This window comes from Candidatus Binataceae bacterium (assembly GCA_035650475.1).
GTDB lineage: Bacteria > Desulfobacterota > Binatia > Binatales > Binataceae > JAKAVN01.
In genome coordinates, this window is sequence record DASRHP010000016.1 from 1 (window position 1) to 20939 (window position 20939).

General features: G+C 66.7%; 20 protein-coding genes and 1 other RNA gene. 9 read left to right on the plus strand and 12 right to left on the minus strand.

Features of this window, described 5'->3' with window-relative positions; translation table 11 throughout:
* Nucleotides 1–344 precede the first annotated feature (344 nt).
* Nucleotides 345–702, minus strand: a transfer-messenger RNA (tmRNA) gene (gene ssrA / locus VFB33_17510).
* Between the two features lie 249 nt (nucleotides 703–951).
* On the opposite strand from ssrA, the gene VFB33_17515 reads away from it, so the two are divergent.
* The 5 genes from VFB33_17515 (at nucleotide 952) to VFB33_17535 (ending at nucleotide 5818) form a co-directional block, all read left to right on the plus strand.
* Nucleotides 952–2793, plus strand: coding sequence for a carbamoyltransferase (locus tag VFB33_17515; GenBank protein HZO83494.1), 1842 nt, complete (start codon nucleotides 952–954; stop codon nucleotides 2791–2793).
* Nucleotides 2794–2802: 9 nt separating this feature from the next.
* Complete coding sequence (locus VFB33_17520; protein HZO83495.1) at nucleotides 2803–3213, plus strand: SxtJ family membrane protein; 411 nt, start codon at nucleotides 2803–2805, stop codon at nucleotides 3211–3213.
* Nucleotides 3214–3364: 151 nt separating this feature from the next.
* Nucleotides 3365–3517, plus strand: a complete 153-nt coding sequence (locus VFB33_17525) for a DUF5989 family protein (GenBank protein ID HZO83496.1) — start codon at nucleotides 3365–3367, stop codon at nucleotides 3515–3517.
* Nucleotides 3518–3521: 4 nt separating this feature from the next.
* Entirely contained in the window at nucleotides 3522–4799 is a 1278-nt protein-coding gene (locus VFB33_17530) for an SGNH/GDSL hydrolase family protein (protein ID HZO83497.1), read from the plus strand.
* Nucleotides 4800–5170: 371 nt separating this feature from the next.
* Nucleotides 5171–5818 (plus strand): phosphatase PAP2 family protein, encoded by a 648-nt coding sequence (locus VFB33_17535; protein ID HZO83498.1) that lies wholly within the window; start codon nucleotides 5171–5173, stop codon nucleotides 5816–5818.
* A gap of 356 nt (nucleotides 5819–6174) precedes the next feature.
* Here VFB33_17535 and VFB33_17540 read toward each other — a convergent pair whose 3' ends face one another.
* The 7 genes from VFB33_17540 to VFB33_17570 form a co-directional block, all read right to left on the minus strand.
* On the minus strand, nucleotides 6175–7656 hold the full coding sequence (locus tag VFB33_17540) for a potassium/proton antiporter (GenBank protein HZO83499.1): 1482 nt from the start codon (nucleotides 7654–7656) through the stop codon (nucleotides 6175–6177).
* A gap of 85 nt (nucleotides 7657–7741) precedes the next feature.
* Nucleotides 7742–8680: a hypothetical protein gene (locus VFB33_17545; GenBank protein HZO83500.1), complete on the minus strand. Its 939-nt coding sequence runs from the start codon at nucleotides 8678–8680 to the stop codon at nucleotides 7742–7744.
* 93 nt (nucleotides 8681–8773) lie between these two features.
* A complete protein-coding gene (locus tag VFB33_17550) occupies nucleotides 8774–10279 on the minus strand; it encodes an aldehyde dehydrogenase family protein (GenBank protein ID HZO83501.1) in 1506 nt (501 codons plus the stop codon).
* Nucleotides 10280–10338: 59 nt separating this feature from the next.
* Complete coding sequence (locus tag VFB33_17555; protein ID HZO83502.1) at nucleotides 10339–11451, minus strand: hypothetical protein; 1113 nt, start codon at nucleotides 11449–11451, stop codon at nucleotides 10339–10341.
* A 57-nt stretch (nucleotides 11452–11508) separates the two neighbouring features.
* On the minus strand, nucleotides 11509–11841 hold the full coding sequence (locus VFB33_17560; GenBank protein HZO83503.1) for a carboxymuconolactone decarboxylase family protein: 333 nt from the start codon (nucleotides 11839–11841) through the stop codon (nucleotides 11509–11511).
* A 76-nt stretch (nucleotides 11842–11917) separates the two neighbouring features.
* Complete coding sequence (locus VFB33_17565) at nucleotides 11918–12220, minus strand: metal-sulfur cluster assembly factor (protein HZO83504.1); 303 nt, start codon at nucleotides 12218–12220, stop codon at nucleotides 11918–11920.
* Nucleotides 12221–12270: 50 nt separating this feature from the next.
* A complete protein-coding gene (locus VFB33_17570) occupies nucleotides 12271–12993 on the minus strand; it encodes a DUF2249 domain-containing protein (protein HZO83505.1) in 723 nt (240 codons plus the stop codon).
* 217 nt (nucleotides 12994–13210) lie between these two features.
* On the opposite strand from VFB33_17570, the gene VFB33_17575 reads away from it, so the two are divergent.
* Nucleotides 13211–13663, plus strand: a complete 453-nt coding sequence (locus VFB33_17575; GenBank protein HZO83506.1) for an Rrf2 family transcriptional regulator — start codon at nucleotides 13211–13213, stop codon at nucleotides 13661–13663.
* Between the two features lie 15 nt (nucleotides 13664–13678).
* Here VFB33_17575 and VFB33_17580 read toward each other — a convergent pair whose 3' ends face one another.
* Both VFB33_17580 and VFB33_17585 read right to left on the minus strand, forming a co-directional pair.
* The gene (locus VFB33_17580) at nucleotides 13679–14899 is read right to left on the minus strand and encodes an iron-containing alcohol dehydrogenase (GenBank protein HZO83507.1); all 1221 of its coding nucleotides are present in this window, start codon (nucleotides 14897–14899) and stop codon (nucleotides 13679–13681) included.
* Between the two features lie 116 nt (nucleotides 14900–15015).
* Nucleotides 15016–15528, minus strand: coding sequence for a VOC family protein (locus tag VFB33_17585; GenBank protein HZO83508.1), 513 nt, complete (start codon nucleotides 15526–15528; stop codon nucleotides 15016–15018).
* 185 nt (nucleotides 15529–15713) lie between these two features.
* Between VFB33_17585 and msrB the strand changes: the two genes are divergently transcribed.
* The gene (msrB, locus tag VFB33_17590; protein ID HZO83509.1) at nucleotides 15714–16112 is read left to right on the plus strand and encodes a peptide-methionine (R)-S-oxide reductase MsrB; all 399 of its coding nucleotides are present in this window, start codon (nucleotides 15714–15716) and stop codon (nucleotides 16110–16112) included.
* A 163-nt stretch (nucleotides 16113–16275) separates the two neighbouring features.
* Here the strand turns inward: msrB and VFB33_17595 are convergent, their stop codons facing one another.
* Nucleotides 16276–18411 (minus strand): acetate--CoA ligase family protein, encoded by a 2136-nt coding sequence (locus tag VFB33_17595; GenBank protein HZO83510.1) that lies wholly within the window; start codon nucleotides 18409–18411, stop codon nucleotides 16276–16278.
* Nucleotides 18412–18691: 280 nt separating this feature from the next.
* Here VFB33_17595 and VFB33_17600 point away from each other — a divergent pair, with 280 nt between their 5' ends.
* Nucleotides 18692–18904 carry a dodecin family protein gene (locus VFB33_17600; GenBank protein ID HZO83511.1) on the plus strand — a complete coding sequence of 71 codons (213 nt, stop codon included), beginning with the start codon at nucleotides 18692–18694 and terminating at the stop codon, nucleotides 18902–18904.
* A gap of 145 nt (nucleotides 18905–19049) precedes the next feature.
* Nucleotides 19050–20042, plus strand: coding sequence for an MBL fold metallo-hydrolase (locus VFB33_17605; GenBank protein ID HZO83512.1), 993 nt, complete (start codon nucleotides 19050–19052; stop codon nucleotides 20040–20042).
* A gap of 97 nt (nucleotides 20043–20139) precedes the next feature.
* Here the strand turns inward: VFB33_17605 and VFB33_17610 are convergent, their stop codons facing one another.
* Nucleotides 20140–20745 (minus strand): hypothetical protein, encoded by a 606-nt coding sequence (locus VFB33_17610; protein ID HZO83513.1) that lies wholly within the window; start codon nucleotides 20743–20745, stop codon nucleotides 20140–20142.
* Nucleotides 20746–20939 lie beyond the last annotated feature (194 nt).

Sequence of the window (20939 nt, forward strand, 5' to 3'; positions counted from 1 at the left end):
CGCCGCCCGCACTCGAGCCTCGGCGCCTTGACGCCGGCCGAGTTCGCAGCGCTAAAAGAACGGGAAGTACAAACGCCCCAGGAGGGCGAAACAACCGACCGACTCTACTTATGAATGGCGGGAAAATGGGGGGCAGGCCAAAGGGGCTCGCGGAGTACTGCGGCACTTTGGTGCGGATGATTGAGCAGAGCTACGGCAGATACATCCGGAAGGACTTCCTAGGACCGCTGATCGCGGCCCGCCCGGATCGGCTGTGGGAAGGGGCGGCTGGGGGAAAAACCGGACCCCTGACCGGACCCCCCAAGGGGGTATTCGGAAAAAAGCCCCAATTTCCAAGAGAATATTGGTGGAGGCGGGGGGAATTGAACCCCCGTCCGAAGACCGTCGAGCGGTGGCCACTACACGCGTAGTCCGCGATTTGATCTCGCCCCGACGCCGCCCGCGGACGGGCTGCGCTGCGGCCAGCCGCTTGAGCTTTCGGGCCTGCCTCCAAGCGGCCAACGACGCGGCCCTAGCCCACTAAATGACGCCCCGGCCCGCTGCCATGGGCGAGCAGCGGCGGGACGCTAGCGGCCCTTAGGCCGCCAGAGCGTAACCGTTATTGTCTGCGGGTAAATTTCGCAGGCTGTTTGTTTTACGGGCCAACAGCACCCCGGCGTGCGACCACGGCCTTATTGTCTCCGTCGAACCCGGTTCGCCCCCATCGTGGGCGAGCCCTCGCGGCTCGCGATTGGACCGTTACGCTCCTCTTAATCTAAGGCCGCAGGCGGTCGCGGGCAATCCCCAGTCATCGCGGCGGAGTGTTTCGGGGCGCCGTGCGCCAATATTCGCAGCGCGGCAGCGGTTATTTGGCGCCGGCGCGAGTTCGTGTAGCCTTATCGCCGAGGGTGTGGCGTCCGGGCATGGCGCGCGGCTCTCGACGCGGCGCGACGCCGCGGACATGGCGCGACGGTGAAGAGAGTCCTCGGGATTTCCGCCTATTATCACGACAGCGCAGCCGCGCTGGTATGCGACGGCGAACTGGTCGCCGCCGCCCAGGAGGAGCGCTTTTCGCGCAAGAAGCACGACGCCCGCTTCCCCCATCGGGCCGCCGCCTGGTGCCTGGCCGAGGCTGGACTCCAGCTGAACGACCTCGACGCGATCGTCTTTTACGACAAGCCGTGGGTGAAGTTCGAGCGCATGCTCGAAACCTATCTCGGCTATGCGCCGCGCGGGCTGCGCTCGTTCCTGACCGCGATGCCGGTTTGGCTGAAGGAAAAGCTCAACCTGCGCACGGTGCTCAGGCGCGAACTCGCCGGCCTCGACGGCGGCCGGCTCAAGGAGCTGCCGCCGCTGCTCTTCACCGAGCATCATCAGGCCCACGCCGCCTCGGCTTTCTTCGCGAGCCCCTTCTGGCGCGCCGCGGTGATGTGCCTGGACGGGGTCGGCGAGTGGGCCACGACCTCGCTCTGGCTGGGCGAGGGCAACCGCCTGACCCCGCACTGGCAGATCGACTTTCCGCATTCGCTCGGCCTGCTCTATTCGGCCTTCACCTATTACACGGGTTTCAAGGTCAACTCGGGCGAATATAAGGTGATGGGGCTGGCGCCGTACGGCGAGCCGCGCTACGCCAAGGCGATCTTCGACCATCTGCTTGACGTCAAGCCCGACGGCACCTTCCGCCTCAACACCCAGTACTTCGATTACGTCACCGGCCTGACCATGACCAACGAGCGCTTCGACGCGCTCTTCGGCGGGCCGCCGCGCAAGCCGGAATCGCCGCTGACGCAGCGCGAGATGGACCTCGCGGCGTCGATTCAGAAGGTCACCGAGGACGTGGTCTCGCGCCTGGCGCGCACAGCGCGCCGCGAGCTCGACGCCGAGTACCTGTGCCTGGCCGGCGGCGTCGCGCTCAACTGCGTGGCCAACGGGCGGATGCTGCGCGAGGGCACCTTTCGCGACATCTGGGTCCAGCCCGCCGCGGGCGACGCCGGCGGCGCGGTTGGCGCCGCGCTCGCCGCCTGGCACCTCTATGCCGACCAGCCGCGGATTATCGACGGCGACGACCGGATGCGCGGCGGCTACCTCGGCCCGAGCTTCAGCGAGGCCGAGATCAAGGAAAGCCTCGAGCGCGCGGGCGCCCGCTACCTGCGCATGAACGACGACGAGATGATCGAGATGACGGCGGCGCTGCTCGCCGAAGGCGCGGTGGTCGGCTGGTTCCAGGGGCGGATGGAGTTTGGGCCGCGGGCGCTCGGCAATCGCTCGATCCTCGGCGACCCGCGCAATCCGAGGATGCAGTCGGTGATGAACCTCAAGATAAAGTACCGCGAGTCGTTCCGGCCCTTTGCCCCCGCGGTGCTGGTCGAGCGCCTCGCGGAGTATTTCGAGCTCGATCGTCCGAGCCCCTACATGGCGCTGGTCGCGCCGGTGCGCGAGGAACTGCGCAAGCCGCTGACGCCGGAGGAGGAGCGGCTGTTCGGCATCGAGAAACTCAACCTTGCGCGCTCGGCGATCCCCGCCGTGACCCATATCGACTACTCGGCGCGGATCCAGACCGTCGATCGTCGGACCAATCCGCGCTTCCATCGTCTGCTCGAGCGCTTCGCCGCGCGCACCGGATGCGCGGTGCTGGTCAACACCTCGTTCAACGTGCGCGGCGAGCCGATTGTGTGTACACCGCAGGATGCGTATCGGTGTTTCATGCGCACCGAGATGGATTTTCTGGTGATCGAGAACTTCGTGCTTGCCAAGGTTGACCAGCCCGAGCGTCCGCACGACGACAGCTGGCAGCGCGAGTTCGAGCTCGACTAGCGAATAGCGATGGAGCTGGCGGCGCGCCAACAGCAACTGCCCAAGGCCGAGTTGCGCAACTTTGGGCTGCTCCTGGGCGCGCTGTTCGCCGCGATCTTCGGGCTCGTCCCTCTGCTGCGCCATCATTCGGCCCAGTACTGGCCGTGGCTGATTGCGGCCATGCTGTGGCTGGCGGCGCTGGCATGGCCGCGCAGTCTCGCCTGGCCGCATCGATGGTGGACGCGGCTGGGGCACGCGTTGGGATGGTTCAACACGCGCGTCATCCTGACGGTGATTTACCTGGTCGGCGTGACGCCGCTGGGCTTCGTGCTGTGGCTGTTCGGTCGCGACCGGATGAAGCGCGGTTTCGAGCCCAAGCGCGAGACCTACCGCGTGCCGAGCCGGCCGTTGCCGCCGCGGGGGATGGAGCGGCCGTTCTGATCCCACGGCGTATCGATGCGCACAGTGATGGAATCCGGCTCAGAACCGCAACCGCGAAACAAGACAGGCTGCGCCCCTTCCCTTGGGGGAAGGAAGTCGAGGGTCAGGTCGGCCGCCCGGCCGGGCCGTCCCTAATGGAGAGTGGCGACCGATGTTGGACTTGCTGAGAGACCTGTGGGGCTTTGCGAGCGAGCGCAAGAAATTCTGGCTCGTCCCGCTGATCGCAACCCTGCTTTTGATAAGCGCGCTGGTCGCGCTGGCCGAATTCTCTACCGTCGCACCCTTCATCTACACGCTGTTCTAGGCCGGTGGGCGCGGGCAGACGGCTCGTTGCCAACCTCGCGCTCGTTGCCGCGGGGGTGATGGCGGCGTTTTTGATTGCCGAGGTCGCGGTGCGCGTGACCGGCCTTGCCAAGGTCAGCCTCTACACCTGGGCGCCGCGTCGCGGATGGGGGCTTAAGCCGGGCGCCGCCGGATGGCAGACCGAGGAGGGCAGGGGCTTCGTCAGCGTCAACCGCGCGGGCTTTCGCGGCCCGGAATGGGCGCTCACTAAGCCGCCTGGCATGTTGCGAATCGCAGTGGTCGGCGACTCGTTCACCGAGGCGCCCCACGTCAACTACGACCATACGTTCTGCGCGGTCGCCGAGCGCAGGCTCGGCGGATGCGCGGCGCTTGGCGGGCGGAAGGTGCAGGTGATGGATTTCGGCGTCGATGCCTACGGCACGGCGCAGGAGCTGCTCACACTGCGCCGCCATGCCTGGCGATACTCGCCCGACATGGTGGTGCTCGCCTTCTTTTCGGGCAACGACCTGCGCAACAATTCGGTCGTGCTCGAAGGCGACAAGTGTCGCCCGTTCTACGTCTATCAAGGCGACGAGTTGGTGCTGGGCGGTCCGTTCGAGCGCTCGCGATGGTTTTACCTGTCATGCATGATGCGCTTCGAGTCGCGCCACTCGCAGGTGCTCAACCTGCTGGGCGACGCGAAAAGCGACCTGCGCTCGCGCATCCGCGACTGGGAGGCGGAGCGGCGCAAATCGGCCGCCGCGCATGTTTCGGCGGCCGCACAACCGGCGGGCGGCGGCAAACCGGCGAGCGCCCAGGCGGCGACGATCCATCACGAACGCGGCTTGGAGGACGACATCTACCGGCCGCCGGCCGACGCCGCGATGAGGGATGCGTGGCGGGTCACCGAGGGCATCATTACGATGATCGCGCGCGAATGCGCGACCCATCACGTGCCCCTGCTGGTCGTGACGCTCGCCAACCCGCCACAGATCTATCCCGACCCCAACGTGCGCGCCTCCTACATGAAGCTTTACGGCGCGACCGACATTTTCTATCCCGACGAGCGGATCAAGGCGCTCGGCGAGCGCGAGGGCTTCGAGGTGCTCAACCTGGCGCCGCCGATGCAGGCCTACGCCGACGCCCATCACGCCTTCCTGTGCGGCTTCAAGAACACCCGGATGGGCGTCGGCCACTGGAATGCCGAGGGGCAGCGCGTGGCCGGCGAACTGATTGCGCAGAAGATCTGCGCGATGCTTACGGCCAAGGACGCCAACGCCTCACCTTCGGCTGCCGGAAGATAAATCATGCCGACGGCGCTTCAGCTTCAGGCAATCCGCTTGCGTTTGCTTGATTAAAGGTTGTGAGGTGCCCCGCCGGACGCCGGAAGCAGCGCCGGCGCCTCAAGCGCGATTGGTCTGCCCCCCGCTAGCCCGACGCGGCACGATTACAACTATCGCCGCCCACATTCGAACTTCGGCGCACTGACGCCGGCTGAGTTCGCGCAGCTCAAAACGGAGAAACTGATTCCGCCCCCTGCGGGGGAAAATAACAACCGACTCTACTTATGAACTGACGGGCATTGGGGTGCAGCCCAGCTATTCTTCCGAAAATGCGCTACTCGACGCTGTTCCCTGTGCGGATGCGACGACCCGAGCCTGGTTTTGAACTTTCGTTGGCCCTGCGGTTGGTGGCGCTCGCCGCCAGCACGCTGCTCTTCGCGGGCCTGCTCCGCAGCGTGCTCGTCGGAATAGGACCGGCGCTGCTCGATCTGCCGACCATCAGCTATATCGCCGCGCACAGGCTTAAGTGGAGCACCACGTGCATGCGATACGTCACCGGCCTTGGGAGCGAGCCGTTCCTGGTCGTGTTGACCGGCGCGTGCGGGATCGCGCTGCGCTTTCGGACCGGGTCGTGGCGCTGGCTGCTGCTGCTGGCGGTGACCCTGTTCGGCGCGATGCTCCTTAACACGGCGGCCAAGCATGCGGTCGCGCGGCCGCGTCCGGCCGCCGCATGGATGGCGGTGTCCGCCTCCGGATTCGCATTCCCTTCCGGCCACGCCACCGAATCAACCGCCGTTTACGGGCTTCTGGCAACGCTGTTCGCAAAGACTGGGACGCGTCGGCGAGCGAAGCTCGGATGGCTGACGATCGGGTTGCTTATCCCGTTCCTCGTCGGCGTCTCACGCGTGTACCTGGGTGTTCACTGGCCCACCGACGTACTCGCCGGCTGGGCGCTCGGTTCAGCGTGGCTTGCGATAGTGCTCACGGGGCTGCTGGTTGGCGAGAGGCGGGCTGCGGCGGTCGACGCCGCGGCGGATTGAGCAATTTGACTAGGCGGGCGGCGCCATCGCCTCCATACTGCCGGTTATAGGTTAAATTTGACGAAATGTAAGGTGCAAAGATGAAAATGTTGACTCGTATAATGAGCGAGCCTACAAAGGTTGGCGGGCGGGCTAAGCCGGAAGCCGAAGCGGCCCCCAGCGCCGGGAAAAATCGTCGCGGGCACCCTCCTCTTCGGCGGTGGCGGCCCGCCCGCTCGGTGCCAGAACTTACACGCGCAGGTCAAGCCTGGCAATTGGGCTGCTGTTAGGAGTTTCCACAGTGTGAGCGGCTCCACACCGACGCTGGCGACGATCACCTGGGGGACGCCGGCTTCAAGATGCGCCGCAGGCGCCCGTCACTCGGACTCAGGCCGCCCGAAAATCAGATAGAGCAGCGATTCGTCCTCGGGCCGCACCAGCAGATAGACGTGATCGCCGGCCAGTAGCCTGGTCGAGCCGCGCGGCGCGATCAGCTCGTGGCCGCGAAGGACAAGGATTACGGCGGAATCCGACGGGAATGGCAGCTCCGAGATCTGCGCGCCGCAGGCCGCGCTCGACGCGCTTATCGGAAACGACCGGACTTCGCCGCCGCCGAGCAGCCGGGTCGAGGTTATCTCCATCACCGCCGACGGCGGCAGCGGCGCCTCCGAGCGCAGCCCCAGCCGCCTCGTGACCCATCGCACGGTAGCCCCGGGAACCAAAGCGTTTACGACCACGACGAAGAAGACCAGGTTGAACACCGCGGCGGCGCCGGGCGCGCGCTCGAGCGCCGGGTAAATCGCAAGCACGATCGGCACCGCGCCGCGCAGCCCCACCCATCCGACGTACGCGATTTCCGTCATCGCGTAGCGGAACGGGAACAGACACAGAAGCACGCTCAGCGGTCGCGCGACGAGCGCAAGGAAGAGCGCGATCCCAACTCCCGCGGGAGCGGCCGGCAAAAGCTGCGAGGGGAGCGCCAAAAGCCCAAGCAACAGAAACATCGAGATTTGGCAGAACCAGGCCACGGAGTCATGGACGCGCGCGATTCCGGCGCGGTACGGTATCGGCCCGTTGCCGAGCACCACGGCGGCCACATAGACCGACAGGAAGCCGCTGCCGCCAATCAGGGTTGGCAGGCCGTAGGCCAGAAGCGCCAACGCCAGCGTTAGCACCGGAAACAGCCCGCCGACGGGCGGCGCGATGCTCTGCAGCAGCAGCCGCCCTCCATACCCGATGGCGATCCCGAACAGCGCTCCGATAAGCAACGAGACCGGGATCGCCGCGAGCACGTAGAGCGTGACGCCGCGCTGTTGAATCAGGCTCTGGGTGAACGCGACCGTGAGTGCAACCGCCATCGGGTCGTTCAGCCCGGACTCGAGTTCGAGCACGGTGGCGACACGTTTCTTAAGCTGAAGACCGCTGCCACGCAGGACTGAAAAGACCATCGCCGCGTCGGTGGACGACACGATCGCGCCTTCCAGAAAGGCCTGCGTCCACGAGAAGCCGAACAGCCGCGCGCAGGCGGCAACCAGCCCTGTGGTCATCAGCACGCCCACGGTTGCAAGCACCACCGCAGGCCGCATCGCCTCGCGCACCCGCGGCAGCGGCGTGTTGAGACCGCCGTCGAAAAGGATCAGCACCAGGGCCGCTGTGCCGGCGGCGAAGGCCAACCGATAATTGGTGAACGCGATGTGCCCGAGCCCCTGTCTGCCCGCAAGCACCCCGACGGTCAGGAACAGCAGCACCAGCGGGATGCCGGTTCGCTCCGAAACGCCGCTTAAGAGAACGCTCGCGACGAGCAGGAGCGCGAACGCTGTCAGGTAGAGGGCTACGGATGCGAACTCGGAAGCCGGCAATTTGAACGGCCCATCGGCGTCAGCATACTCGCCCGCACGCGCGTCGAAGTCTCGCCACCCGGATTCGTCTCCTCTCGGCGATCATTCAGCTTTGCTCCGCGCAACCTGCTATCGCTCGCGCTTCGAGGTTGGCGAGCAGAAAATGAAAATACAAAAGTCCCTGGTACGGACGCCATCGGCCAAGCAGCCGGCGCGCGCGCTCGGCGCCGGGATCCTTGCGCAGTCCGAGCCAGCGGGCGAGATTCTTGCGCCCCGCGACGTCGTCGGCGGGAAAGACGTTAAGCCGCCCGAGCCCGCGCAGCAGCGCGTACTCGGCGCTCCATCGGCCGATTCCATGCAACGCCAGCAGCCTCGCCATTGCCCGATCATCGTCGAACTCCGCGATCGATTCAAAGCCGCCGTCGCGCGCGGCGCATCGCCGCGCCAGTGCGAGCAGCGTGCGTGCCTTCTGGCCGCTGAAGCCGAGAGCCTTAAGACTCGCCGGACGTACGCCGCGAAGCGCCCCCGGTTGCGGAAAACCGAGCGGGCTTTCGCGCGTGCCGAGCCTGACACCCCATCGGCGCGCCAGGCGATTGAGCAGCGTGATTCCGACCAGCACGGTAAGCTGCTGGCAGGCGATTGCGTTGGCCACCGTCTCGAAAAGGGTTGCAAAGCGCGGCGGCTTTACTCCGCGGTAGCGCTTCACCAGATCGCCGATATGCGGATCGTCGCGCGCGATTGCATAGAAGCCCGACAGGTCGACGCCCAGGCCGAGCATCCGCTGGACCGTCTGCACCACGTGGTCTTTGAGCGCGCGCGAAGGCGCGCGCGCGCTAAACGCTCTGAGTTCGAGCTCGGGCTCGTCGGTCGCGCGCGTCTGACGGACCGCGATACGCACGGGCGTGCGGCCCACGTTCAGGAGACGGCTCCAGCTTTCGCCATCCCACAGGTCGATCGCGTTTATCGGTCTGCGCCGCAGCGCCCAGACAGTGAGGTCGAGGCGAAACGGCGCGAGCGGATTCAACCGGCAACGGAATTCGGGCATCGCGCCGATTCCTTGCCGTCATCCCCGAGCGCGCGGGACACGCCGCGGGAATGACGGCTCTAGCGATACTCGCCGAAGTGTGGCCGTGCGCGCCTACAGCTTGACGTACACCGACTTGATCTGGGTGTAGAGCTCGAGCGAATGCTTGCCGAGCTCGCGGCCGAAGCCCGATTGCTTGTAGCCGCCGAAGGGCGAGATCGGATCGACCGTGCCGTACGTGTTGACCCATACGGTGCCGGCCTTGAGCGCGCGCGCCACCTTGTGCGCGCGGCTTATGTCGCGCGTCCAGACCGCGGCGGCGAGCCCGTAGGTTGTAGCGTTGCCCTGGAAGACGGCGTCGGCCTCGTCCTTGAACGGTATCGCGGCGGCGACCGGGCCGAAGATCTCCTCGCGCGCGATCCGCATCTCGTTGTTGACGTCGGCGAAGACGGTGGGCTTGATGAAATATCCCCTGCCCTCGCCCGCCTCCCCGCCAACCGTGACCCTGGCACCTTCGCGCTTGCCGACCTCGATGTAGCCCTTGACGCGATCGAACTGTTCCTTCGAGACGACCGGGCCCATCCTGGTCTTCGGGTCGAGCGGATCGCCGACGGTCATCCCGCCAGTGAAGCGGGTCAGCTCGTCCACGAAGTTGTCGTAGGCTTCGCGCTGGACGAAGATGCGGGTGCCGGCGGCGCAGACCTGGCCCGAGTTGTAGAACACGCCCATCATCGCCGCCGGCAGCGCCTGCTTCAGATCGGCGTCGGGGAAGATGATGTTGGGCGACTTGCCGCCAAGCTCGAGCGAGACGCGCTTGAGATTGCCCGCGGCCGCCTTGAGGATCAGCCGCCCGACCTCGCCCGAGCCGGTAAACGCGACCTTGTCGACGCCCGGATGCTCGGCGAGCGAACTGCCCGCGCCGGGGCCGAAGCCGGTGATGATGTTCACGACGCCCTCGGGCAGGCCCGCCTCGAGGATCAACTCGCCGAGACGGAGCGCGGTGAGCGGCGTCTGCTCGGCGGGCTTGAGGATCACCGTGTTGCCGCAGGCAAGCGCGGGCGCGATCTTCCACGACGCCATCGAGAGCGGGAAGTTCCACGGGATGATTTGGCCGCACACGCCGACCGGCTCGCGCAGCGTGTAGTTGAACATGCTCGGGTCGGACGGATTGGTTTCGCCGTAGATCTTGGTGCACCATCCGGCGTAGTAGCGGAAGGTCGCCGCCGAGCCGGGAATGTCCACCGCGCGCGCCTGTGCGAGCGGCTTGCCGTTATCCAGCGACTCGAGCAGCGCCAGCTCGTCGGCGTGCTCTTCGATCAGGTCGGCGATCCGGAACAGGTAGCGGGCGCGCTGATGCGGCCCCATTGCGGGCCACTTGCCCTCCTCGAAGGCCTTGCGCGCGGCCGCGACCGCCGCGTCAACATCGGGCTTGTCGCCCTCGGCGACCTGCGCGAGCACCTGCTCGGTAGCGGGGTTGAGCGTTTCGAAGGTCTTGCCGGACTTTGCCGGCATCCATTTGCCGCCGATCAGCAACTGCTTGGGCCGCTTGAGGAACTCGAGCGCCGCATTTGCGGCGGCGCCGTTCGTTGCTTTTTCGATCGAAGAAATTGCTGCTGACATTTCTCACTCTCCTTATCGAACGGAGCCAACCTCCGTTCGTGATTGTGCCGCAGTTGAATTCATCCGCTTGCTTCATGCGCAGGCCGCAGAGGCGGTGCACCGGCAGCCGGCTGCCGCCTCCCGGAAGCGATCGCGCGCGCGCTGTTGCCGACGAAGACCAGCAGCGTGATCGCGTTCAGCAGCCCACCCCACCGATAGGCGGGATAGGAGCCCGTCAGATCGCCGCCAAGCCGCAACCCCAGCGAGACATGAAGCAGCGCGGAGTGTAGGTAGAACGCCGCGCGGTACGGTAGCGGCCGCAGCGTGACGGCAGGAAAGATTATCGGCGCGTGCGCGAAGATCATCGAAAAAACGAAGCCGAGAAAGACCGTGTGCAGGATGACGTCGTAATGGAACGCGGTCAGGTCGCCGCCAAAGGACAGCCATGCCAGTCCGCCGGCGCCGAGCCAGACGTAGCCCGCAAGCAGATTGGCCGCGATAAAGCGCGTGAGGCCGGTCTGTCGGACCGTGCGCCGCGCGAGGTCGTAGCGCCCAAGCCACAGCGCCATCGCCAGCAACCCCGCTCCGGCGAGCCGCATCCCGGCCGCGGGCGCGCGCAAGCCTACCACGAGACCGGTGACGAACACCGCCGCGCCGAAAAGAAACGGCGCCCGGTTCCGTTCGCCGAGGCCGGTGAGGCGGCTCAACTCGAGCCGCTCGCCGACGATCGTCAGGACGAGGAACCCGACCCACCAGGGGAACATCCGGAGAACCGGCACGCCGGCGAGCCACAGGCAATTGCCGGCGAACCACGCCGCCGCGCCGAGCGCCATCGTGATCGTGAACAGCGCGGCCTGGCGGCGGATTATCGCCGCGAAATTCGCGACCAGTGCGAGACTGCCCAGTGTGATGAGCACCGGAGCGGTGGGATCGGGCGCGCCGACTATCAAGCCGAGCGCGCCGGCCGCGCTCAGCGCCGGCGCCGCGTAGCACCATCGCGAGCCCAGCGCGACCGCGCGCTCGAGGCTTATGAGCGTGCCGAGAAATCCGCATACCATCAACGGTCCGTGCGCCGCGAAGAGCCCCGGCTCGAGCGCGGGCAGCGCCCATCCGAGGCGGAGCAGCCCGGCCCACAGCGCCGCGAGCAGTGCCAGTATCGACAGCGCGAGCAGCGGCAGGCGTCCCAGTTTCAATGATGCCGTCTCTTCGGTTGAACGAGTGGCGCTCCGCCCGCGGCAACCGATGCGCCGCTACTGCGTCTGGCCTTCGCTTGCCGCCATTGCGATTCCGGCGTGGCTGAGCGCCGCGCCCGCGCGCATCTCGGCGGCAACGTAGATCACCTCGGCGATTTCCTCGTCGGTTGCGCCGAGCCGCTTCGCCGCGCGTACGTGTCCGTCGATGCACCACGGGCATTGGGTGACGTGAGCGACGGCAATCGCCACCAGGTTCTTGACTTTGCTCGACAGCGCGCCTTCCTTGAACACTTCCTCGCTGAAGGCGGCGAACGCCTTGGCGCTCTCGGGCTTGAGATGGCGCAGCTTCTGACGATGCCGCGGGGCGTCCTTCACGTAGAAATCAGCCATCGTCGTCTCCTTTCAGAGCCGCCCGCGCGGCGGCCCGTCCCGGATCCGCGCCGCGACCTCCGCCGGCGATTCGGGTTCAGAGCCAGCCGAGCTGACGCCTGCCCCGTTCCGAGATCATCTGCGGCGACCACGGCGGATCCCATACCAGTTGAACCGTAACGCTCTCGACCTCATCGAACCGGCTCAGGATCGCCTCACGCACCTCCTCGGTCAGGTAGGAATGCATCGGACAGGCAGGCGTGGTCATCGTCATCACCACCCGCACCCGGCCGCCGTCGATCTCGGTGCTGTAAACGAGTCCGAGATCGACGACATTGACCCCGACTTCCGGATCGTTGACGGCGCGCAGGGCGTGGAGGATGTCGGCTTCCCTGATCATAATCAGCCTCGGATCGCGTGGGCCGCGATGTCAAGCGGCGGGGGCGGCGCCTAGTTCGGGCGCCCGATACGGACCCGCCACACTTCCGGCCCCTGCTCAAGGTAATCCCATGAGAACTGGCCGGCGTGCTCGGCCGCGAACTGGTAGTAGAGCGGGCGCGGATCGTGGTCGTTGATGAGCACGAAGGCCTCGCCGGGCCTGAGCGCGGCGTAGGTATCGAAGATCAGGGTATGGCGCTGGCGCGGAATGATGTTGCGGACGTCGAGCGGGCGCCCGTCGGGCGGCGGCGTTTGCGCCCCGTGATGCGCGTCCTCGTGGATCGCGTTGAGGAGCGCGCGTTGGCGCTGCTCGTCGAGATGCTGCTCGATCAGCGGCAGATAGACGCGCTCCTCCTTGGCCAGGTGGAGCTCGACGATCGCCTCCAGCCGCAGCGCGAGCTCGCGCTGCTCCCGCGCAAGCTTCGGCCGCTCGGCCTCGTTCGCGCTCTTGAGCCGGTTGGCTGCCGCCTCAATCCGGGCGGTGTAGTCCTTGATGAATTCGTGATCGATGAGCATCGTCGCCGTTGGCCGGCCGTGCTCGCGCACCAGCGTATCGACGACGCCGTAGAGATGACGCTCTTCGCCGCGCGCATGCGGCAGCAGATCGCTCTTGAGAAACGCCACGAACGAGTCGTCCTCGCTCTGCGGCCCGGCGCCGGCCGCGCGCGCATGGGTCCTGAGCGTCTTAGCCAGCGACAAATGATGCTTTCGAATCGCCTCGGTGAGCGTGTTCACATCCCACTTCCTTCCGCCGGCTGCGGCCGAGGTGCCCAAGCGGGCGCTTGACCGAGCCGCACCTAAAGATATATTTAATATATATCTTTTGCGCCACAGGTCAAGGGCGCGCTTCGAGGGCGAGCCGGGAGATGCGGCGCAGCCGGGAGCGTTCGCTGCCGCTCAGGATGACGAAGTAAAAAGACTATGCTCGTGGGATCCTGAACGGAGACGAGCAATGCAGCTCACCTACTACACCGACTATTCGCTGCGCGTCCTGATGTATCTCGCGATCCAGCGCGGGCGAATCGCCAATATCCCGGAGATCGCCGAGCGCTACGCGATCTCGCGCAACCACCTGGTCAAGGTCGTGCATAACCTGGTGCGCGGCGGCTTCGTGAAGAGCTACCGCGGCAAGGGCGGCGGAATCGAGCTCGCGCGCGCGCCCGAGAAGATTAATATCGGCGAGGTCGTGCGCTACACGGAGGGCCCGCTGCGACCGGTCGAATGCTTCGACGCCGCGCGCAACCGCTGCCTGATCGCGAGCATCTGCGGGCTGGCCGACGTGATCGAAGAGGCGTGCGACGCGTTCCTCGCCACGCTCGACCGCTACACCTTGGCCGACCTCGTGCGCCGGCGGGCCGAGCGCCTCGACAAAGCGCTGGCTCCGCGCGCGGGCGCGCTGCATTAGAGACGCAGCCGGCCGCTAGTACGCTTTTTCCAGCAGCTCGTACACGTCGGCTTCGGTGACCGGGCGCGGGTTGGACACCACCACCATATCGACCATCGTGTTCTCCACCAGGTGTCTGAAGCCGTCGCGCGGCACGCCGACCTCGCGCAGGCGCATCGGCAGCGCGAGCTCGCGAAAGAGCCGCCTGACCTCGGCGATCGCGGCGCGCCCGGCCTCCTCGTCGCTGATCGTGCCGATGTCGATTCCCATCGCGCGCGCCAGCCGCTTCTGACGCCCCAGCGTCGCCGGCAGATTGAACTCCATCACCCACGGCAGCATGATCGCCGAGGTAACGCCGTGAGTCACGTTGTAGGCGCCGCCGATCTGATGGCCGATGCCGTGGCTGAGGCCGAGGGTTACATTGTCGAGCGCGTAGAGCGAGAGCCAGGCGCCGACCTGGCAGGCGCCGCGTGCGGCGAGGTTGCGCGGCTCGCGCGCGGAAAGCGCCAGGTTCGCCATCAGCAGGCCGAGCGCTTCGGCCGCGGTGGCGTCGGTAAAGGGCATGCAGGTTGCCGACAGGATCGTCTCGACGCAATGGTCGATCGCGCGCGCGCCCGAGGCTCCCCACAGCCACGCCGGCGTGTCCACGGTGAGCTCGGGATCGATTATCACCTCGCGCGCCTGGAGCTTGGCGCCGACGTACAGCTCCTTGACCCGCTTCTCCTCGTTGAGCGCGCCGGCAAAGTTGGAGAACTCGCCCGCCGAGAGCGTGGTCGAGATCGCGATATGCGGCACGCTGCGCGGGTTCATCGGCGGGATGTAAAGCTTGTCTGGATACTCGAACTGGACGACGTAGCGCTCGAGGTCCTCGAGCGTGCGCACGTCTTCCGCCAGGCACATCGCCATCAGCTTGACCGCGTCAACCGGGCTGCCGCCGCCGAAGCTGATAAGGAAGTCGGCGCGCCGCTCGCGCGCCATCGCCGCCCCGTCGAGAACGGCGCGGCGCGGGCCATGCTGGGCGACGCCGACGAAGGTCGCGACGTGCCGCGGACCCAGCAGCTGCTCGACCTTGCGCACCAGCCCGGTTTCGCGCGCCAGGTGGCTCCCCGCCACCAGCATCACGCGGGTGCCGCCGAACTCGGCGACGTCGGCGGCGAGGCTGTCGATTGCGCCCGGGCCGTAGCGCACCCGGCGCATCATCGGATTGTCGAATTTTCCCTTCAGAACGGTCTTCTGAGCTTCAAGCTTGCTCGCCACGCTCGTCTCCTCTCGCGGCCGGCGCGCTCGGGCGTCGGCCGGGCACGGCGAGTGATTTACAGCTTAAGGGCGCGGCGGGCAATCCGGCGCGGACGGCGTCGCGCGGCCGCACCAGCTTACTGCACGCGATTGCGCAGCAGTGGGCTCTGGGTCGAGACTTCGAACCGCTCCTGCATCCGCGCGTCGGCCTCGCCCAGTTCGCGCGTCTGGCAGCAAAACTCGAGCAGGATGCCGTTGGGGTCCTTGAAGTAGATCGACTTGGCCCAGTCGTGATCGACGATGTCGGTCACGTCCACGCCCTTGGCGCGCAGCTCGTCGCGCCTGGCCCCCAGCGCTGCCTCGCTGCCGCACTCGAAGGCGAAGTGATGAAACGCGTCGGGGGTGCCAAGCCCGCGGTTGATCGAGGCGTCGTACTCCTCGGGCACGCCAGGCACGCCGCGCGCCTCCATGAAGGCGATGTACTGGTCGCGCCCGGTGTCGAAAAAGATGTGGCGGATGCGCCCGCCCTCCTTGACCGGGATGATGTCGCAGCGGGCGGCGCGAAAGCCGAGCACGCCCTCGTAGAACTCGCGGGTTTTGTCGAGATCGAGCGTGGAAAGGCCGATATGCGAGAAGCCTTTGTTGCTCATGGCCGTAGCTCACCCACAGGCGCTTGTTGGGGCCGGCGACCGGCGCAATTTCGCGATCTAGCAAAGCGCCGCGGGACGGGCAAATCCGCACGCCTGCCGTCAACGCGCGCATCCAGTTGGGCGGCGGCGGCCGGTCGCGCTAGGATCGAGAGCCGATCGGGCCGAATCCTCAAGGAGACCGAACGATGGCTGAGAAGATCGTCAAGAGCGACGAGGAATGGCGCAAGCTGCTGACGCCCGAGCAGTACGAGGTCACACGCCGCAAGGGCACCGAGCGCGCGTTCACCGGCAAGTACTGGGACTTTCACGATAAGGGCGTGTATCTCTGCGTATGTTGCGGCAATGAGCTGTTCAAGTCGGAAACCAAGTACGACTCGGGATGCGGATGGCCGAGCTTCTACGCGCCCAGGGACGAGAAGAACGTCGAGACCGCGATCGATACGAGCTATGGGATGGTCCGTACCGAGGTGATGTGCTCGCGCTGCGGCGCGCACTTGGGCCACGTCTTCGACGACGGCCCGGCGCCGACCGGATTGCGCTACTGCATGAACTCGGCCTCGCTCAAGTTCGAGAAAAAGGAATAGCTATCCCGCCTCCGTGACCACCGCGGCGGGCCTCCCTGCGCGCCGTCTGCCCGGTGCGGGTGGGAACGCCGGCCTTCTGAAGCAGCAATTCGGGAGTCCTCGCCGCGCCGTCCACGGGCGGCGGAAGGACAAACGAGCCGCAGCAGCGCGCATGGGGGAGAAATCATCGCCCCAGCAAGCCGGCCGCGCGGGCCCATTGGTACTTCGCGCCCAGCACCATCACCGGCTTCTCGGTCGTGTAGGGAAAGGCCGGGATGTTGTGCTCGAACAGGATGCGGCAGGCCTCCTCGACCTCGACGTCGCCCACCAGCGAGGCCACGATCGGCTTGTCGATGCCTCGTCCGCGCATCTCCTCAACCACTTCGGTCACGAGCTTGGCGAAGACCAGCGGCGGCGTGATTATCGTGTGCCAGTAGCCGAGGATGAGCGCGTGGATGCGCGAGTCCTCGAGCCCCAGCCGGATCGTGTTGCGGTAGGTCGTCGGGGGCTCGCCGCCGGTGATGTCCACCGGGTTGCCGGCGGCGCCGAAGGGTGGGATGAACTTGCGGAAGGCCTGGTCGAGATCGGGCGGCATCTCCATCAGGCGAAGGCCGTAATCGACGCAGGCGTCGGAGAGCAGCACGCCCGAGCCGCCGGCGCCGGTGATGATAAGCACGTTCTCGCCCTTGGGCGCGGGCATGATCGGCAGGCATCGCGCGAATTCCAGCATGTCATTGAGCGCGCGCGCGCGCACCACGCCCGACTGGCGCAGGACGTCCTCGTAGATACGGTCGTTGCCGGCGAGCGCCGCGGTGTGTGAGCGCGCCGCGCGCGCGCCGGCGGCGGTGCGTCCGGCCTTGAGCACGATCACCGGCTTCTTGCGCGAGACGCGCCGCGCGACCTCGGCGAAGGCGCGCCCGTCCTTAAGGTCCTCGACATGCATCGCGACGACCTGCGTGTTGTCGTCCTCCTCGAAAAACGTCAACAGGTCGTCCTCGTCGAGGTCGGACTTGTTGCCCAGGCCGACGATGGCCGAGACGCCCATCCGGGTCGAGCGCGAAAAGCCGACGATCGCCATCCCCACGCCGCCGCTCTGCGAGGAGAGCGCCGCCTTGCCGAGCACGTCGTAGGGCGTGCAGAAGGTCGCGCACAGTTTCTGCGGCAGATAGTAGAAGCCGTAAATGTTAGGGCCCATCAGGCGCACGTTGTACTCGCGCCCGACCTTGACGATCTCCTCCTGCAAGCCGGCGTTGCCGGTTTCGGCGAAGCCCGACGGGATCAGCACCGCGCCGGGGATTTTCTTCTCGCCGCACTCGCGCAGCGCCCCTGCGACGGCTGGCGCCGGAATCGCAAAGACTGCGACGTCGATCTCGCCCGGGACCTCCTTGACGCTGCGATAGGCCTTGCGCCCCAGCACTTCCGGCAGCTTGGGATGGATCGGATAAATCGCGCCGGCGTAGCCGCCGTTGATGAGGTTCTTCATCACCGAGTTGCCGATCTTGCCGTCCTCGGCGGAAGCGCCGATCACCGCGACCGCGGCCGGCCGCATGATTCGGTTCATCGCGCGCAGGATTTCCTCGCGCGAGGGGCGGAAACGCTCTGTGGGCGGCGCGAAGTCGAGCAGCACGCGCACGTCGAGCGCGACCGCGCCGTCGGGCCGCGCCAGCACCGGGTTGAGATCGACTTCGGCGATCTCGGGAAAGTCGGCGGCGAGCGCGGAGACCTTTACGATGAGCGCGGCGAGCGCCTGCTTGTCCACCGCCGGCGCGCCGCGCACTCCCTTGAGCACTTCGGCCGCCGCGATCCCGTCAAGCATCGAGAGCGCGTCCTCGCGCGTCACCGGCGCGAGACGAAAGGTCACGTCCTTGAGCACTTCGACCAGCACCCCGCCCATCCCGAAGCCGACCACCTTGCCGAAGCTCGGGTCGGTCGCCGCGCCGACGATCACCTCCTGCCCGCCGGAGAGCATCTGCTGGATTTCGACTCCCGCGATCGTCGCGGCGGGCTTGTACGCGCGCGCCGAGGCGACGATACGCTCCCAGGCCTGCTCAGCCTCGGCCGCGCTACGCACGCCGAGCACCACCCCACCCGCCTCGGTCTTGTGCAGGATGTCGGGCGAAACCACCTTCATCACGACCGGAAAGCCGAGCGCGGCGCCGGCGCGTCCGGCCTCGGCGGCCGAAGACGCGAGCGTGGATTTGGGCAGCGCGATCGCACAGGCATCGCATAACGCGCGGCACTCGGCCGGCGTAAGCGCGGTGCGTCGCTGGGAGCGCGCCGTTTCGATAACTGTCCGAACTGCCGCACGATCGTAGGTCATGAATTCCTCCGGAATCTGGCTTCGGTCAGGGTGGGATTGCGAAGCGTGGAAACCATGATGCGCAAGACCGGGAAGCCGAAACCAGCAGCAGCGCGATCCTTCAGTCTGCGAGGCCGCGGCCAACGCGGCCGTCGGGCGGAGCGCCGATGCGGAGATGGCCGGCGTGGCACTTCGCCTTGTCTTTGTGGCCCCTGTATGCGCTAATGAACATGCAGGGGAAACCCTAACGCCGCCTGAGCGCGCCCGTCAAACCGCGCCGGCGCGGCCAGGAGCCGGCCCTATGGTCGAGAAGACAATCGAGCTAATCGGCAGTTCGGCCGAATCAATAGAGCATGCTGTGGAAATCGCGCTGTCGCGTGCCGGAGTGACGATCTCCGGCGTCCACACCGCGCAGGTCACCAATATCGCGGCAGAGGTTGCGCACAACAAGGTCACCCGATGGCGGGTGACGGTGAAGTTGACTTTCCAGGTGAAGGAAGAATTGCACGAATGATGAGCCCGACGCCCCGGGCCGCGACCGGCCACCGCCGGCGCATCAGCCCGGCGGTTTGCCCATCGATCCGCGGGGTTCCTGGCAGGGGCGCGCGCGAGCCGATCCATTGCGGCCACGCGAACCGCCGCCCCGGAAGCCTGAACTGATGCCAGCCAAAGTTGTAGAGGTCTGTCCCGGAATTTTCGAGATTTTCCTGCCGCTGCCGATGCGGCCGACGATCGTCAACGTTTACCTGGTCGATTGCGGCGGCGGACAGTGGACGCTGATCGATACCGGGATGAACACTGCCGATAGCATGGCCACGCTCGAGGACGCGCTTGCGCAGGCCGGAACGCGCGTCGAGGACCTCGCGGTGGTCTTCGGCACCCATCATCACGTCGACCACTTCGGCGCGTCAGCCACGCTCAAGCGCCGTGGGCGCCTGCGTGCCTATCTGCACGAGCTCGAGGTGGAGCGGGTCAACCGGATGCTGACGCTGGGCCCACCGGCGGCGCGCCCCGATGCGCAGGCGTTTTTCGAAGGGCACGGCTTCCCGATCGATCGCTATCCGCTGGAGGGGATGCGGCCGGCGTGGATGGGCACCGAGATGTACAACCCGCTGCCGCAGCCCGACGCCTACCTGCGCGACGGCGATGAAATCACGGTCGGCAACCGGCGGTTCGAGGTTATCTGGACCCCGGGCCACGCTCCCGGCCATTGCGTGATTTACCTGCGCAACGAGCGGGTGATGATCGTCGGCGATCACCTGCTGCCCAAGATCACGCCGCACGTGGGCGTCTATCCCTCGGGACCGGAGAATCCGCTGCGCGACTTTCTCAATTCCCAGCGCAAAGTGCAGGCCTTCGACGTCGAGCTGGTGCTGCCTGCGCACGGCGCCGTTTACCACGACCATCGCCATCGCGCCAACCAGCTCATCGAACACCATCACTACCGCGAATCCGAGATTCTCGACCTGGTCAAACGCGCGCCGCAGACCGCCTTCGAGATCGCGCAGCAGGTCTTTGGCGACGAGGAACGGCCGATCTTTCACGTGATGGCGGCGACGTTCGAGACGCTGGCCCATCTCGAATACGCGCGCGGCGAAGGGCGCGCCCGGCGGCTCGAGCGCAACGGCCGGATCGTCTGGCAGGCGCTCTAACGCTTTCGGCGAGCTAGCAGGGCCAGCAACCTTAAAGCAGAGGAAGTGGGACGACGCGTCGTGGGAGGGGATCACTCCGCGCCGCCCCCGGGGAAACTTAGATGAATGCCGTCGCGGGCCGCACCGCCATCGCCTGCGTCCCAGCGCCGTTCACGAACGTACCGTGACCCGAGCCGCCGTTGCGGCCCACGGTCGTCAGATGCGCGCCGCCGTTGACCGCCGCCGCGAGCGCCGCGTTGACACCGACGCCCGCCGGCTTTTGGCCGGGTGCAGCCTGGGCGGCCTTGCGTCGGCGCCGGCGCAGCGGCGAGCTTATCCGGCCCTCGCGAGTGACCGGCGAACGGCGCGCCAGCGGCCGCGGGTTGGCACCGCTCATCTGAAGCGCGCGCCATTCGCGCAACCCCTTGCGCAGACAGCCGGGCTCGATTCCCAAAGTCTGGCAGATGGTTTCGAAGGCGAATGGCCCGTCGGCGCTGCCGTCAAGCAACCATGCTTCGGCTTCGGCGAACATCCGCTGGCGCGCGCGGCTGCGGGAGTTGCCGCAAGTCTGGTAGCAGCGCATCGCGTCCTCCAGCACGGCCAGCATCAGCCGCTTGATCGGGCGGATCGGAAGGTCGTTGGCGCGGACGCCAGCGTAGTATTGCTCCGGCGTCAGGGCATCGGGGGCCAACAAACCCGCAACCGCGCTGCTTACAAATTCCATTGTCATCCCGCCCTAGGGCGACTCCCGAAGTCTGGTTGGAGGCCGAACCCGATCGGCTCGCCGGAGCCACAGCAACGGTTGTGCCGGAGCACGGGTTCCATCGCTGCCACCGGCTATCTTTTGCTGGGATGGGCACAAGAGCGCGCCAGTAGCGGGTTTAGCGCACTTGGCTCTTACTTGATGTGATCGGCTCA